This window comes from Bacillus sp. FSL L8-0167, from assembly GCF_038630295.1.
GTDB classification, from domain to species: Bacteria; Bacillota; Bacilli; order Bacillales; family Bacillaceae; genus Bacillus; species Bacillus safensis.
The window spans coordinates 1,896,064-1,911,777 of record NZ_CP152027.1 but is presented as its reverse complement, the minus strand read 5'-3'; the positions used below and the strand labels follow the sequence as shown (position 1 = coordinate 1,911,777).

Here is a 15,714-nt window from a genome sequence, read left to right as displayed (position 1 = left end):
ACCCATCTATCTCAAAAAGAGATTGTTTTGATCTAAATTATATATTGTTTATATCAATTTGAAAACTTAAAATAAGTTACAGAGTTTGTGAGATTTTATTACTGTGAAAAAACGGATCTTTTAAACGGGGGAGAGAAACGATGACTTATAATCAACTACCACAACCACAAGGTCTCTACCGTCCTGAATTTGAACATGATGCATGTGGAATCGGACTGTACGCCCATTTAAAAGGGGAGGCGACACATAGCATCGTCAAAAAGGGATTACAAATGCTGTGCCAGCTTGATCATCGCGGCGGGCAAGGCAGTGATCCGTATACAGGTGATGGTGCCGGTTTAATGGTACAGCTGCCAGACGCTTTCTTTAGAAAGAACTGCAAAGAATTTGCACTTCCTGAAAAAGGCCGTTACGGGGTAGGAATGGTCTTCTTTTCAAAAGATGATGACGAAAAAACGCGTCAAGCCATCGAACAGAAAATCAACGGGTTCATTAAACAAGAAGGCCAAACATTAATTGGCTGGAGAACGGTTCCTGTCGATCCAGGAAAAATTGGTACTGTCGCAGCGAAGAGCTGTCCGGTTGTGAGACAGGTCTTTATCGGAGCAAACGACAAGATCACAGATCGTTTGTCATTTGAACGAAAATTATATGTCATCCGTAAACAGGCTGAGAACTGGGGAACAAGAGAAGAAAAACAATTTTACTTTGTCAGCCTGTCGAGTCAAACCATCGTATACAAGGGGCTTTTAACATCAGATCAAGTCGATGCTTTTTATCTTGATCTACAGGATGAAACATTTGTTTCTGCATTTTCACTTGTCCATTCAAGATTTAGTACAAATACATTTCCTACATGGGAAAGAGCCCATCCAAACCGTTACTTAATTCACAACGGAGAAATCAACACATTAAGAGGGAACATCAATTGGATGAGAGCAAGAGAGCAACAATTCGTATCTGAAGCTTTCGGAGACGATTTAGACAAGATTTTGCCAGTGCTGAATGCAGACGGAAGTGATTCATCCATTTTAGACAATGCCTTTGAATTCTTTGTGCTTGCAGGCCGTACACCTGCTCATACAGCAATGATGCTGATTCCTGAGCCTTGGACGGAAAACACGCACATGTCGAAAGAGAAACGGGCATTTTATGAATACCATAGTTCTCTCATGGAGCCATGGGATGGACCAACAGCGATTTCCTTTACGGACGGGAAACAAATCGGGGCCATCTTAGACCGAAATGGATTAAGACCGGCAAGATATTATGTCACGAATGATGATCATATCATTTTCTCTTCTGAGGTTGGCGTAATCGACACAAATGAAGAAGATGTTAAGTATAAAGATCGACTTGAGCCTGGTAAAATGCTGCTCATTGATCTAGAAGAAGGACGAATTATTTCTGACGAAGAAGTGAAATCGACCATTGCGAATGAACTGCCTTATCAAAAATGGCTCGATGAAGAAATGGTCCACGTCAATCGCTCGGAAGAAAATTCAGAAAATTCTAGTATAATGGATGATTTATTGACGCGTCAGCGTGCGTTCCATTATACGTATGAAGACATTCAAAAGTATTTAATTCCTTTACTAGAGGAAGGCAAGGATCCAATCGGTTCAATGGGAAGTGACACACCGCTTGCTGTGTTATCAGATCGTGCGCAGTCTCTTTTTCATTATTTTAAGCAGCTGTTTGCACAAGTCACGAACCCGCCGATTGATGCCATTCGTGAGCAGCTCGTGACATCAACCATGACTTGGTTAGGTGCCGAAGGCGATATTTTACATCCGAATGAATATTCATGCCGAAGAATTAAACTTTATACACCGGTCTTAACGAGCGGGCAATTTAACGGCTTGAAAACGATTGTTCATAATGCCTTTAAAAGCAAAACAATCCATACACTTTTCACCGATGATTTAAAGCGCGGACTGGATGCGATGTTTGAAGAGGCGGAAAAAGCGATCAGAGAAGGTGTCTCTTTATTAATCCTTTCAGATCGTGAAATGACAGAAGAAAAAGTACCGATTCCACCACTTCTTGCGCTAAGTGCACTTCATCAGCATCTTGTGCGTCAAGGCCTGCGGACAAAGGTCAGTCTGATCGTTGAATCTGGAGAGGTGAGAGAGGTCCATCATTTTGCCGCACTAATTGGCTACGGGGCAGATGCGATCCACCCTTACCTTGTCTATGAAACGTATAAACAGCTGATTGCAGACGAAGCGATTTCGATCAGCTTTGATGAAGCTGTTACAAAGTTTGGTAAAAGCGTGACAGAAGGTGTCGTCAAAGTCATGTCCAAAGTGGGGATTTCCACTGTGCAAAGCTATAGAGGCGCGCAAATCTTTGAAGCAGTCGGGATTAGTGAAGACGTCATTCAAGCGTATTTCACAGGAACAGCTTCTCAGCTTGGCGGAATTGATCTTGACACCATTGCTCATGAGGCAAAACTTCGCCATGAAGCAGGGTATCAAGCAGCAACTGACCAGACACTTGAATCAGGCAGTGAATTCCAGTGGAGAAAAAATGGAGAGCATCATGCCTTTAATCCAAAAACGATCCATACGCTCCAGTGGGCATGCCGTAATGAAGATTACGATCTATTTAAACAATATACAAAAGCAGCGGATGAAGAAAGAATCGGCTTCCTCAGAAACTTGTTTGCATTTCAGCCAAAACAAAAGCCGGTTCGTCTGGAAGAGGTTGAATCTGCTGAATCCATCGTGCGCCGCTTTAAGACAGGTGCCATGTCATTTGGATCTTTAAGTAAAGAAGCGCATGAGGCACTTGCGATTGCGATGAACCGAATTGGCGGTAAAAGTAACAGCGGAGAAGGCGGAGAAGATCCTGCCCGCTTTACAGTAGATGAACATGGTGATGACCGCAGAAGTGCAATTAAACAAATCGCTTCTGGCCGATTTGGTGTGAAAAGTCATTACTTGGTCAATGCAGATGAACTGCAAATTAAAATGGCGCAAGGAGCAAAACCTGGAGAAGGCGGACAGCTGCCAGGAAATAAAGTGTATCCTTGGGTGGCCGATGTACGTGGTTCTACGCCAGGTGTTGGATTGATTTCACCACCGCCGCATCATGATATTTATTCCATTGAGGATTTGGCACAGCTGATTCATGATTTGAAAAACGCGAACCGTGATGCACGCATCAGTGTCAAGCTTGTATCTAAAGCCGGCGTTGGCACGATTGCAGCAGGTGTAGCAAAAGGAACTGCGGATGTCATTGTCATCAGTGGTTATGACGGCGGTACAGGCGCTTCACCGAAAACGAGTATTAAACACACAGGACTTCCTTGGGAGCTTGGATTGGCAGAGGCGCATCAAACCCTTGTGTTAAATGGTCTTCGCGAGAGAGTCGTTCTTGAAACAGACGGAAAGTTAATGACTGGCCGCGACGTTGTGATGGCTGCGATTTTAGGAGCAGAAGAGTATGGCTTTGCGACAGCTCCACTTGTCGTGCTGGGCTGTGTGATGATGAGAGCATGTCATTTAGATACTTGCCCAGTCGGTGTAGCCACACAAAATCCAGAGCTCCGCAAAAAATTCATGGGTAACCCCGATCACATTGTGAACTTCATGATGTTTATTGCAGAGGAAGTAAGAGAAATCTTAGCGGAACTCGGCTTTACATCAATGGATGAATTAATCGGACGCACGGACGTCCTAGCGGTCAGTGAACGAGCAAAAGCTCACTGGAAAGCAGGCCAGCTAAACCTTGAAACACTGCTTTATCAGCCAGAAGGAGCGCGGACATTCAGAACACCGCAAAATCATAAAATTGATGAATCGCTGGATATGAATGAAATCCTTCCTTATGTGCAAGAAGCGCTGAATCATCAAACACCGGTTGATCTATCATTGAACATTCGCAATATCAACCGTGTGGCCGGAACCATTACTGGCAGTGAAGTGTCTAAGCGCTACGGGGAAGAGGGCTTGCCAGAGGATACCATCACACTAAGATTCACTGGTTCAGCTGGACAAAGCTTCGGCGCATTTGTGCCAAAGGGCATGTCTCTCTATTTAACAGGTGATTCAAATGACTATATCGGCAAAGGACTCTCAGGAGGCAAAATTGCTGTTAAAACGTCTGATCATTTTGTACAAAATGGACATGAAAACGTCATTGTAGGAAACGTCGCATTTTACGGCGCAACTAGCGGAAAAGCTTATATTAACGGGCGTGCTGGTGAACGATTTGCTGTTCGTAATTCAGGTGTACATGTGGTTGTTGAAGGAATCGGAGATCACGGCTGTGAATACATGACTGGCGGACGTGTCGTTATTTTAGGAGACGTTGGGAAAAACTTTGGTGCAGGTATGTCTGGCGGTGTGGCTTACATCCATACATCGGATGCAAAACAGTTCAAAAGAATGTGCAATATGGAAATGATCATGTTTGAAAAGCTCACAGATCATGAAGAAGAACAAGAAGTGAAACAAATGATCAAGGAACACCTTGATTATACAAACAGCTCAAAAGCAGCAGCACTTCTTGAAAACTGGGAGCAAGAAAAGGATCAATTCATCAAAGTCATTCCGAGAAATTACAAAATGATGCTTCAAAGCATCGAAGAACAAAAACAAGCGGGCCTCAGTCATGAAGAAGCGGTGATGTTTGCCTTTGAAGCAAACACAAAACCGAAAAATCAAGAAACGGCAAACGGGCAAAAAGCAGCCCTCGCTCATTAAGAAAGGGGAGAGGACAATGGGCAAAGCAACAGGTTTTATGGATTATAAAAGAGAAAAGCCAAATGAACGTGACCCTCTCACTCGTCAAAATGACTGGAAAGAATATTCAGCTCCTTATACAGATGACGTATTGAAAAAGCAGGGCGCTAGATGTATGGATTGCGGAACACCGTTTTGTCAAATTGGGATGGAGATCAGGGGCGGCGTGTCTGGCTGCCCGATCTACAATTTAATTCCAGAGTGGAATGATCTTGTCTATCGCGGAAGATGGAAAGAAGCTCTCGAAAGACTTCAAAAAACAAATAATTTTCCTGAGTTTACTGGGAGAGTATGTCCTGCCCCTTGTGAAGGGTCATGTACAGTCGCTATTAATGATCCAGCTGTTTCGATTAAAAATATCGAACGTACGATCATTGATAAAGGCTTTGAAAATGGATGGATCACACCAAGAATCCCTTCAAGCCGTACAGGGAAGAAAATTGCCATTGTCGGCTCAGGACCAGCAGGACTTGCAAGTGCTGATCAATTAAACCAAGCAGGGCACGCTGTAACAGTGTTCGAGCGTTCTGACCGCCTTGGCGGACTGCTGACATACGGGATTCCGAATATGAAGCTCGATAAAGAAGTGGTCGAGCGAAGAGTCAAACTTCTAAGACAAGAAGGCATTGACTTTGTGACGAACACAGAAATCGGTGTGGATATTACTGCAGATGAACTGAAAGAGCAGTTTGATGCCGTTATCCTTTGTACAGGTGCACAAAAGCAGCGTGATCTGTTGATTGAAGGCCGGGAAGCAAAAGGGATTCACCTTGCGATGGATTATTTAACCCTGGCAACGAAAAGCATGCTTGATTCAGGATTTAAAGACAAAAACTTCATTGATGCAAAAGGAAAAGACGTGATTGTGATTGGCGGAGGAGACACAGGTGCAGACTGCGTTGCAACTGCACTTCGCCAAAAAGCAAAAAGTGTTGTTCAATTCGGGAAGCATCCAAAGCTTCCGGATACACGTGTAGGGGATAACATGTGGCCAGAACAGCCTTATGTCTTCTCGCTGGATTATGCTTATGAAGAAGCACAAGCCAAATTCGGAGAAGATCCGCGTCAATATTCAATTCAAACCACAAAAATTGTGGCAGATAAAAATGGGAAATTAAAAGAGCTTCATACCATTCAAATGGAAAAGGTGAAAAACGAACAAGGGAAGTTTGAATTTCATGAGATTCCAGGAACAGAGAAGGTATGGCCTGCTCAGCTCGTCTTTATTGCAATTGGTTTTGAGGGAACTGAACAGCCGCTTGTGAAACACTTTGGCGTGGACAGCAAAAACAATCGCATTGACGCAAAATATGGGGAATATACAACAAATGTAGAAGGCGTATTTGCAGCGGGAGATGCAAGACGCGGGCAAAGCTTGATTGTCTGGGCAATTAATGAAGGCAGACAAGTGGCGCACGAGGTAGACCGTTATTTAATGGGGAGTTCGGTTCTGCCAAAATAGGTCAAACAAAGGGTGTTACAATATAAAGAAAAGCCATGACCAACGTGTGGTCATGGCTTTTTATGATTCAGAAATGGTATGATTGATCAACACTTTTTTACGTTTAAGCTGCGATACGACTAAACAGAGGAAGACAATAAGAACAAAAAGAGAAATGGTCAAAAAGCCAAACGTATATGAGCCAGTCAATTCTTTTAAACTGCCAAGAATATTAGGTAAAAAGAATCCGCCAATGCCTCCAGCAGCCCCAACAATTCCGGTCACAATCCCAATTTCTTTATGAAATACTTGAGGCACCAGCTGAAAAACAGCGCCATTCCCCATCCCAAGACACATCATCCCGGCAAACAAAAGCGCAATGACCACAGGTAAAGCTGGAAGACTGCTCACTCCCCCTAAGCAGATGCCGATGATTCCGAATAATCCAAGCAGTACTTTCATTCCACCTATTTTATCGGCAATGAGACCGCCCACAGGACGAAAGAAGCTGCCTGCCGCCACACAAAGGGTCACAAAATCACCAGCATGAATCTTCGAAACCCCATATTGATCCACAAAGAAAATACTGAGGAAACTGGAAAGCCCGACAAACCCTCCGAATGTGATCGCATAAAGCAGACAGAAAAACCATGTCGATTTCACTTGAAATACTGAAAAGTACGACCGAATCGGCTGAGGAGCGGGCTGATTTGGTGCATCTTTTGCAGTGAAAATAAAGAACAAAAAGACAAGACTTAACGGAATCAGAGCGAGCCCCATTACGGCATGCCACCCGTAAATCTCCGCAAGCCTTGGACCAAATAATGTGGAGATCAGTGTTCCACTATTCCCCGCGCCTGCAATCCCCATAGCTACTCCTTGTAAGTGAGGAGGATACCAGCGGCTTGCCATTGGCAAAGCAACAGCAAAACTTGCTCCTGCTACTCCAAGCAAAATCCCAATCAGTACGAGCTCTGAAAGGGTTGTACCAGCGATAAACCCCCAAATGAGCGGAATGGTCGTTAAGAGCATTCCCATCACTGCAGTCTTTTTAGGTCCTATTCGATCGGTGAATAAACCGAGCACAATCCGAAAAAAAGAACCAGATAGAATTGGAATGGCGACAATCATGCCCTTCTCTACGGTTGATAAAGCAAAATCTTGCGCAATAAAAGCACCCAGCGCTCCTAACAAAACCCAGATCATAAAGCTCACATCGAAATATAAAAAGGAACCAAACAATGTCTTAGGATGACCACTTGATTTTAATTCTGAGAGTTTCATAAAACGCCTCCTCTATTGAATTTTCTGACTTAAAGATAGCGAGTTCACTTATGTAATGAAAGTATTATGTGAGAAAAATTGACATGAATAAACACTTTTTTACAAGTGTGTGCCATAATCAATCCATACAATGTGCTCGAGCAAGAGGCTTAGAAAGGTTGATTTCAGATGGCAAAACGCAAACTTGTGTTTATCGGAAACGGCATGGCGAGTATGAAATGTATCGAAGAGATCATTCAAAAGCAGCCAGAACATTACGCCATAACAGTCATTGGAAAAGAGAAGCACTCTGCCTACAATCGAATAAAACTTTCGCCCATTCTACAAAAAAGCGAATCATTAGCTCAAATTGAACTAAAGGATAAAGAATGGTACACCGCGCATGACATCACATTGTACAAAGGAGAATCAGTTATACATATCGATACAAATCGAAAATGTGTCATGACAGATGCGCGCCGGGAAATTTCCTATGACAAGCTCGTCATTGCAACGGGTTCATCGCCGAATTTTCTTCCTATTCAGGGTGTGTCCAAAAAAGGGATATACGCTTTTCGGACAATTGATGATTATGAGGCCATTTGTGCGGATGCGGTGCATTATCAACAAGCAGCAGTGATCGGAGGCGGCGTGCTTGGTGTGGAGGTGGCAGCTGGTCTGCAGATTGCGGGGCTGGAAACCACCATCATTCATCATACGGAGCGGCTCATGCAGCGACAATTAGATGAAACAGCCGCCGGATTATTACAGCGACAATTTATACGAAAAGGGATTCAGGTGAAAACAAATGCCCATACCATTGCATGCTTAGGCGGTGAGAGGGTAGAAGGCGTTCTATTGAAAAATGGCGACAGCGTGGAGGCTGATCTTGTTGTTTTTACAACAGGTATCCGTCCGAATATACAGCTTGCAGAGAATTATGGCATACACACGAGAAAAGCCATTGTTGTCAATGACGTGATGGAGACAAATATCCCAAATATTTATGCGATTGGAGAATGTGCAGAGCACAAAGGGATGGTGCACGGTCTTGTTCAGCCCGTTTATGAACAAGCAAGCGTGCTCGCTAAGCATCTTTTAGGGGAAAAAATCACACATACACCCAAGCCCATTTACTCAACAAAATTAAAAGTACCTGATTTGCCGATTTATTCTGCTGGATGTATTGAACATCATTCTCCGTTTATGTCAGCTGTGACTTATTTAGATGAAGAGCAAGAGGTATATAAAAAATTCGTCTTTGAACGTGAGGCGCTGGCAGGCATTTTATTCGTCGGAGAGCTGGAGCATGCCGATCAGCTTTTGCAAGATGTGAAAGTGGGACGTGATAAAAGTGTGGTCATGAAATCCCTTTATGAAAAGCAAGCATCCCCACTAGATTCATTAAAAATGGAAGATCCAGTCTGCCAATGTCAAACCGTTACAAAAGGGGCGATTTTAAAAAGCATTTCGGTTCATCAGCTGACAAACTTCGAAGAGGTGAAAAAACAGACAGGGGCAGCAACCGGGTGCGGCGGGTGTCAAGAGCTCGTCCGTGCTTGCTGCCAGTTATCATCACATGAACAAACGGAATTGCAGGCCTTTTATTGTCCATGTACAGAAGTAGATGAGCAGACCATTTTTTCGTTTATTAAAAAGCAGCAGCCGGTGAATGCTGAAGAAATAAGAAGACATTTTCAATGGAAAACGAATCACGGCTGCGGCATCTGCCGGCCGGCCATTCAATACTATCTCGAGCAATTTCAAGGATCGGTGGAAAAAATCGGCGCTGCTGAGCAGGAAGACATGTTGATTCCTCAATTATATGGAGGCCGGCTTGATTTGGATTTTTTGAAAATCATTACTTCTTTGTTAGAGAACAGGCTGATTGAGCAGGCAGAGCTGACAAAGCATAAACGAATACGGCTTATCGGTGTGTCAAAACAGGCGGCACAAATCGTCAAAAAACATTGGCCAATTATGCCCAATGAGAAAAGAAGACTATCTCATATCCTTTCATGCGACTGCAGTGATCCAGCAGTCACGTCACTTGTGATAGAGCTGGAAAGACAAGTGGAAGATACACTTTTACCAGCTGTCACCTCCATTCATATCACCGGTGCTTCCTGCACGTGTAAACTTGCTCTAATTGATGACATCTGTCTGAAAAAGCAGCTGGGTGAATGGAACATTTATATAGGAGGCCAGATTTTTTACACCTTGGCTCATTCAAGTGAGCTTATCCCACTTTTTAAAGCGCTGCTTGAAGAGTATAGGAAAAATGCTTACTTTCAAGAATCTATTGGCGATTGGCTTTCCCGGCATGGAAACATTTCTATTCGAGAAAAGTTGCTTGATGAGGAAATAAGAGAAGAGCTCTGTGCGCAATTTGACCAAAGCAGACAAGAAAATGTAAGTCATAAGGATGTGAAGGTATGAGTCAATCTTTTTTACAATATGCCCAGCAAAAATCAAAGCAGGAAGAACAAAAGCGAGTGTTCCCAGCCCAATGTCCTTTTTGCAGTATGCAGTGCAAAATGCAGTTAATCGAGCAGCATGTGGAAGGACGAACACGCTACCAAACGATTGGCGTACACAATCCAACTTCGCACGGAAGACTTTGTATGAAAGGACAGCATGCACACCAGCACGCGCTTCATAAAGATCGCCTGAATCACCCGCTGATCAAAAGAAACGGACAGTTTGTAAAAGCGACATGGCAGGAGGCTCTTGAGGAAATCAAAACAAACATAGAATCCCTTCAGCTGTCACATGGCCATGATGTGATCAGTGTGTACGGAAGCGCATCAATTACAAATGAGGAAGCGTACTTACTCGGGAAATTTGCAAGAGTGGCGCTGAAAACAAAATACATCGATTATAACGGGAGACTATGTATGTCTTCGGCAGCAACTGCCGCAAATCAAACATTCGGACTTGACCGTGGCCTGACCTTTCCTCTCAGCGACATCAAGCATGCACGAGTGTTGATATTGGTTGGAACGAATATAGCGGAATGTCAGCCAACCTTCCTGCCCTACATCGAAGAGGCGAAAAACAATGGCGCATTTCTCATCGTCATTGATCCGCGCAGAACTCCGACGGCCCAATTAGCCGATTTACATGTCAGCCTAAAACCAGGGTCAGATGCCGCACTGGCAAACGGCATATTGCACATCATGATGCATGAGCATTTAATCGATGAATCATTTATTCATCAACGAACGTCAGGTTTCCAAGAACTAAAGGAGCATATCTCACGCATCTCCCTGCCAGACATTGCTGAGCAAACCGGTGTGACGATTGATGTGATGCAGAAAATAGCAAGGAAATTCGCACAAGAAAAGACAGGCATGATTTTTACAGCAAGAGGCATTGAGCAGCAAATAGACGGTACAGCCTCTGTGCGTAATTTCCTGAATATTCTGCTTGTTACTGGGAAGATCGGCCGCTTTGGATGCGGCTATGGCGCAATAACCGGCCAGGGAAATGGCCAGGGAGCAAGAGAGCATGGGCAAAAAGCAGATCAGCTTCCAGGATATCGAGATATCTCAAACCCTGCTCACAGAAAAGAAATGGCTGAACGATGGAACATTGATGAAAAAGAACTCCCAGGAAAGGGCGTGTCTGCTTTTGAGATGTTTGAAAAAATGGAGGCAGGTGAGATCAAAGCGCTCTTTTTAATGTGCTCAAACCCTGTCCAGTCAGGGCCGAACGCGCACTTGATTCAGCAAGCCATCAAGAACTTGTCCTTTTTTGTTGCCGTTGATTTATTTATGTCTGAGACAGCTGCGCTGGCAGATGTAATTTTACCGACTTCGTCATATTTAGAGGATGAAGGTACCGTGACAAACATAGAGGGGCGCGTTACGCTTAGAGAAGCAACATATCCACTTAAACACCAAAGAAAGCACGATTGGCAAATCATTTGTGAAATAGCAGCTGTATTAGGAAAAGGCAGCCATTTTTCCTTTTCATCCGCAGAAGAGATCTTTGAGGAAATAAGAGCCGTAACGAAAGGTGCAAAGGCTGATTATTCAGGCATAACCTATGAAAGGCTGAGGAAGGAACAAGGCATAAGGTGGCCTTGTACTCATTTAGAAGACCCGGGAACTGAAAGATTATTTGAACATGCATTCTCACATTCTGACAGTTTAGCGAAGTTTGCCGTTGTCACACATGGAAAAAAGGCTGCAAAGGAACCCGTCAGTCAAGAATACCCTCTTTATTTAACGACCGGCAGGGTGATGGCTCATTACCAAACAGGCGTTCAAACAAGAAGGAGCACCTCTCTTGTTGCCAGACAGTTTGAAGCATATGCAGAGCTTCACCCTGACACAGCGAAAACGTATGGACTTCAGCACGGGGAGCTCGTGACCATCAAGTCAAAAAGAGGAAGTGTCATCATCAGATGCCGCATATCAGACACCATTCGAAAAGATACCGTATTTGTTCCATTTCACTGGAGCAAACATCAATCAATTAATCAATTAATTGATGATCAACTAGATCCGCAAAGTAAAATGCCAGGCTTTAAATATTGTCCTGTACAGCTGTCAGCCGGCGTGAATGAAAAACTATGTGAGAAATTTTAACATGTATTTTCCATCTATGTTTAGATTATGGTACTTTCTAAAAAATGATCACATGAGGGGTGTTTTATCATGAAAGAAAAACTCGTATTAGTGGGGAACGGTATGGCCGGCATTCGAAGCCTTGAAAACATTTTAAAAACAGACGGCGAACGTTTCGACATGACGGTATTTGGGACTGAACCGCATCCTAACTATAACCGAATTCTTTTATCGAAAGTGCTTCAAGGGGATACGAAGGTCGAAGATATTACGTTAAACGATTGGAACTGGTATCAAAAGCATGATATTCAGCTGTTTACAAACGAGACCATAGTGAAGATCGATACAGAGAACCAAACAGTCACCAGTGATCAAGGACGGACCGTGCATTATGACCGATTGATTTTAGCAACAGGGTCACTTCCATTCATCCTTCCAATTCCAGGGAGTGATAAAAAAGGCGTGACGGCTTTTCGTACATTGCAAGACACTGAGGAAATGGTCAATGCCTCTACTATGTACAAAAAAGCAGCAGTCATCGGAGGCGGACTCCTTGGGCTTGAAGCAGCACGCGGTCTATTAAACTTAGGCATGGAAGTGAATGTCATCCACCTCAGCTCTCATTTAATGGAACGCCAGCTAGACCCTATTGCAGGCCAGCTTCTTCAAAAAGCATTAGAAGAACAGGGGATGAAATTCCTGTTAGGAAAACAGACAAATGAGATTTTAGGAGATACAAGAGTAGAAGGATTATCATTTTCAGACGGCACTACACTTGAGACAGACCTAGTCGTCATGGCTGCGGGAATTAAACCAAGTAAAATGCTTGCAGAAATAAGCGGGCTTGAAGTGAACCGTGGGATTATCGTCAATGATTTTATGGAAACAAGTGTCCCGGGCATTTATGCCGTCGGAGAATGTGTGGAACACAGGGGACAAACGTACGGATTAGTTGCTCCTTTATACGATCAAGCGACTGTACTTGCCAAGCATGTATGCGGCTTGAACCCTGCTCCATATGAAGGCTCTGTTCTGTCAACACAGCTGAAAGTATCAGGAGTTGATGTATTTTCAGCTGGTGATTTTATTGAAAACGATGAGAAAAAAGCGATTAAGATTTTTGACGAACAAAAAGGCATCTATCAAAAACTCGTCTTCCAGCAAAACCGATTAGTAGGCGCCGTCATGTTTGGAGAAACAAGCGACGGACCTCGTTTATTCTCGTACATTAAAGAAGGAATAGATATGTCGGATATGGAGAAGGTATCTGTCTTAACCTCCAATGATCCGGCGCAAGAAAGCACGATTGACAGCATGGCAAACGACCATATCGTTTGCGGCTGTAATGGCGTGTCAAAAGGGCAGATTGTGGAAGCCATTCAGAAAGAAGGCTTAACAACGTTTCAGGAAGTCAAGCAATGTACAAGTGCCTCACGATCTTGCGGAGGCTGTCAGCCTGTTGTCGAAGAGATTCTTTGGCATACGCTAGGTGAGGATGCAAGCCGGACAGCCCAAAAAGAAACCATCTGCGCCTGCACTACCCTTTCACGAGATGAAGTCATTCATGAAATCAAAGAGAAAGGGCTGCAGCATGTCAAAGAAGTGATGAATGTACTTGACTGGAATACAGAAGAGGGCTGTTCAAAATGCCGCCCTGCACTGAATTATTATTTAGGCATGCTTCATCCACTTGAATACAAAGATGAAAAGAGCTCACGCTTTGTAAATGAACGCATGCACGCCAATATTCAAAACGATGGCACCTATTCAGTTGTTCCGCGAATGTACGGCGGCGTCACCAATGCAAATGACTTGAGAAAAATAGCCGATGTCGTCGACAAATATGAAATACCGCTTGTGAAAATGACTGGCGGTCAGCGTATTGACCTTCTAGGTGTCAAAAAAGAAGATTTACCTAAAGTGTGGGCGGATCTAGATATGCCATCGGGTTATGCATATGGAAAATCTTTAAGAACAGTTAAAACATGTGTTGGAGAACAATTTTGCAGGTTCGGCACGCAGGACTCCATGGCTCTTGGAATTGCACTTGAAAAGAAATTTGAAGGTCTTGCGACACCGCATAAAGTAAAAATGGCCGTCTCTGCTTGTCCGAGAAACTGTGCAGAGTCCGGAATTAAAGACCTCGGTATTGTGGGGATAGATGGGGGGTTTGAATTGTACGCCGGCGGAAATGGCGGCACACACCTGCGGGCTGGAGATTTATTAATGAAGGTCAGTACAGCAGAAGAAGTAGAGCAAATGGCCGCAGCATACCTGCAATATTACAGAGAAACGGCAAATTATTTAGAAAGAACCTCTGCTTGGGTTGAGCGACTTGGGTTAGATCATATTCAATCAGTACTCCTGGATGATGAAAAACGAGCAGCCTTAATCGAAAGAATGGACATTGCGCTTTCAACATATGAAGAGCCTTGGCAGGAGCTTCGCGAGAGTCAAAAAGACACGAGACAATTATTTCAAAAAGCGACGGCTTCCGTATAAATCAATTGAAGGGATGAGATCATATGACAGTTTCAGTTGTTAAAGTTCACATTGGCACCCTATCAGATTTTCCGCTACAGCTAGGTAAAACAGTTGAAGCCGGTACACTTGAATTAGCTGTTTTTCAAACCTCTAATAAGCAGTTCAAAGCCATTGAAAATCGCTGTCCTCATAAAGGCGGCGTTCTGGCTGAAGGCATGGTCAGCGGGAATCACGTTTTCTGCCCAATGCATGATTGGAAAATTGATCTTTCATCAGGAAACGTGCAAGCACCAGATCACGGATGCGTTAAAACATATGAAACATTCGTTGAAGGGGACAATGTCTTTATTTTATTGCCTTCATAAATGGTTTAGATCCTTCCTTTCATGTATATGCTGTATATAAATGCAGCAAGAAAGGAAGGAATTTTTGTGCCGTTCGTTAATATTTTGATTGAACTCTTAATCGGATTTTTCGCTTTATTTTTTATTACAAAATTATTAGGGAAAACACAATTTGCACAAATCACACCGTTTGATTTTATTTCTGCACTAATTTTAGGCGAAATGGTCGGAAACGCCATTTTTGACCCAGAAGTCAGGATTCAGCACATTTTATTTGCTGTTGCGGTATGGGGCGTACTTATTTATACAGTTGAATGGCTTTCACAGCGCTTTAAATCCATTCGCGCTTTTTTAGAAGGAAGACCTACTCTTGTGATTGATAAGGGGAAGATTCACTACAATCGGTTGAAGAAGAATATGCTTGATATCAATCAGCTGCAGACACTGGTTCGCGCAAAAGGCCATTTTGCACTGAATGAAATTGAATATGCCATTTTGGAAACGGACGGTTCTGTCAGTGTTCTTCCGAAAATGAAATACGCGCCAGCCACAGCAGAAGATGTGAACGTGAAGGGAAAAGAAGTGAAATTGCCTAGAACATTTATTATTGACGGCGAAATCTTAAAAGATGATTTACAAGAAGCCGGCTTTGATGAATCCTGGCTGAATAAGCAATTAAAAAAGCAGCATATTTCCTCTTATCGAGACGTTCTATTTTGTGAATGGATTGAAAATGAAGGGATTTATGCGATGCAATATGAAAAGTCTAAAAAAACATCCACAACATAAAAACGTGGGTGTTTTTTTGTGCGTGTATGGAATAGGATCAAAAAGAATGATGAAAACGTTCACAAAAT

General features: G+C 43.3%; 8 protein-coding genes. 7 read left to right on the top strand and 1 reads right to left on the bottom strand.

Annotated features, from left to right (window positions below):
* Positions 1-140 precede the first annotated feature (140 nt).
* Both gltB and gltD read left to right on the top strand, forming a co-directional pair.
* On the top strand, positions 141-4,712 hold the full coding sequence (gltB, locus tag MHB66_RS09690) for a glutamate synthase large subunit (protein WP_046311398.1): 4,572 nt from the start codon (positions 141-143) through the stop codon (positions 4,710-4,712).
* Between the two features lie 16 nt (positions 4,713-4,728).
* Positions 4,729-6,213 (top strand): glutamate synthase small subunit, encoded by a 1,485-nt coding sequence (gene gltD / locus MHB66_RS09685; protein ID WP_024428371.1) that lies wholly within the window; start codon positions 4,729-4,731, stop codon positions 6,211-6,213.
* Between the two features lie 60 nt (positions 6,214-6,273).
* Here gltD and MHB66_RS09680 read toward each other — a convergent pair whose 3' ends face one another.
* Positions 6,274-7,476 (bottom strand): nitrate/nitrite transporter, encoded by a 1,203-nt coding sequence (locus MHB66_RS09680; protein WP_034280687.1) that lies wholly within the window; start codon positions 7,474-7,476, stop codon positions 6,274-6,276.
* A gap of 168 nt (positions 7,477-7,644) precedes the next feature.
* Here MHB66_RS09680 and MHB66_RS09675 point away from each other — a divergent pair, with 168 nt between their 5' ends.
* From MHB66_RS09675 to MHB66_RS09655, 5 genes are all read left to right on the top strand, one after another.
* Positions 7,645-9,894 (top strand): FAD-dependent oxidoreductase, encoded by a 2,250-nt coding sequence (locus MHB66_RS09675; protein WP_342490551.1) that lies wholly within the window; start codon positions 7,645-7,647, stop codon positions 9,892-9,894.
* On the top strand, positions 9,891-12,050 hold the full coding sequence (locus MHB66_RS09670; RefSeq protein WP_046311391.1) for a molybdopterin oxidoreductase family protein: 2,160 nt from the start codon (positions 9,891-9,893) through the stop codon (positions 12,048-12,050). Before MHB66_RS09675 ends, MHB66_RS09670 begins: the two co-directional genes overlap by 4 nt.
* Positions 12,051-12,119: 69 nt before the next feature.
* On the top strand, positions 12,120-14,531 hold the full coding sequence (nirB, locus tag MHB66_RS09665; RefSeq protein ID WP_080943454.1) for a nitrite reductase large subunit NirB: 2,412 nt from the start codon (positions 12,120-12,122) through the stop codon (positions 14,529-14,531).
* Between the two features lie 23 nt (positions 14,532-14,554).
* Positions 14,555-14,878 (top strand): nitrite reductase small subunit NirD, encoded by a 324-nt coding sequence (gene nirD, locus MHB66_RS09660; RefSeq protein ID WP_024422642.1) that lies wholly within the window; start codon positions 14,555-14,557, stop codon positions 14,876-14,878.
* Positions 14,879-14,944: 66 nt separating this feature from the next.
* Positions 14,945-15,646 (top strand): DUF421 domain-containing protein, encoded by a 702-nt coding sequence (locus tag MHB66_RS09655; protein WP_046311386.1) that lies wholly within the window; start codon positions 14,945-14,947, stop codon positions 15,644-15,646.
* Positions 15,647-15,714 lie beyond the last annotated feature (68 nt).

Excerpts from the sequence above, each read along its gene's own strand:
- MHB66_RS09680 (WP_034280687.1), bottom strand. The coding sequence starts at position 7,476 with ATGAAACTCTCAGAATTAAAATCAAGTGGTCATCCTAAGACATTGTTT.
- gltD (WP_024428371.1), top strand. The coding sequence starts at position 4,729 with ATGGGCAAAGCAACAGGTTTTATGGATTATAAAAGAGAAAAGCCAAAT.
- MHB66_RS09670 (WP_046311391.1), top strand. The coding sequence starts at position 9,891 with ATGAGTCAATCTTTTTTACAATATGCCCAGCAAAAATCAAAGCAGGAA.
- nirB (WP_080943454.1), top strand. The coding sequence starts at position 12,120 with ATGAAAGAAAAACTCGTATTAGTGGGGAACGGTATGGCCGGCATTCGA.
- gltB (WP_046311398.1), top strand. The coding sequence starts at position 141 with ATGACTTATAATCAACTACCACAACCACAAGGTCTCTACCGTCCTGAA.
- MHB66_RS09675 (WP_342490551.1), top strand. The coding sequence starts at position 7,645 with ATGGCAAAACGCAAACTTGTGTTTATCGGAAACGGCATGGCGAGTATG.
- nirD (WP_024422642.1), top strand. The coding sequence starts at position 14,555 with ATGACAGTTTCAGTTGTTAAAGTTCACATTGGCACCCTATCAGATTTT.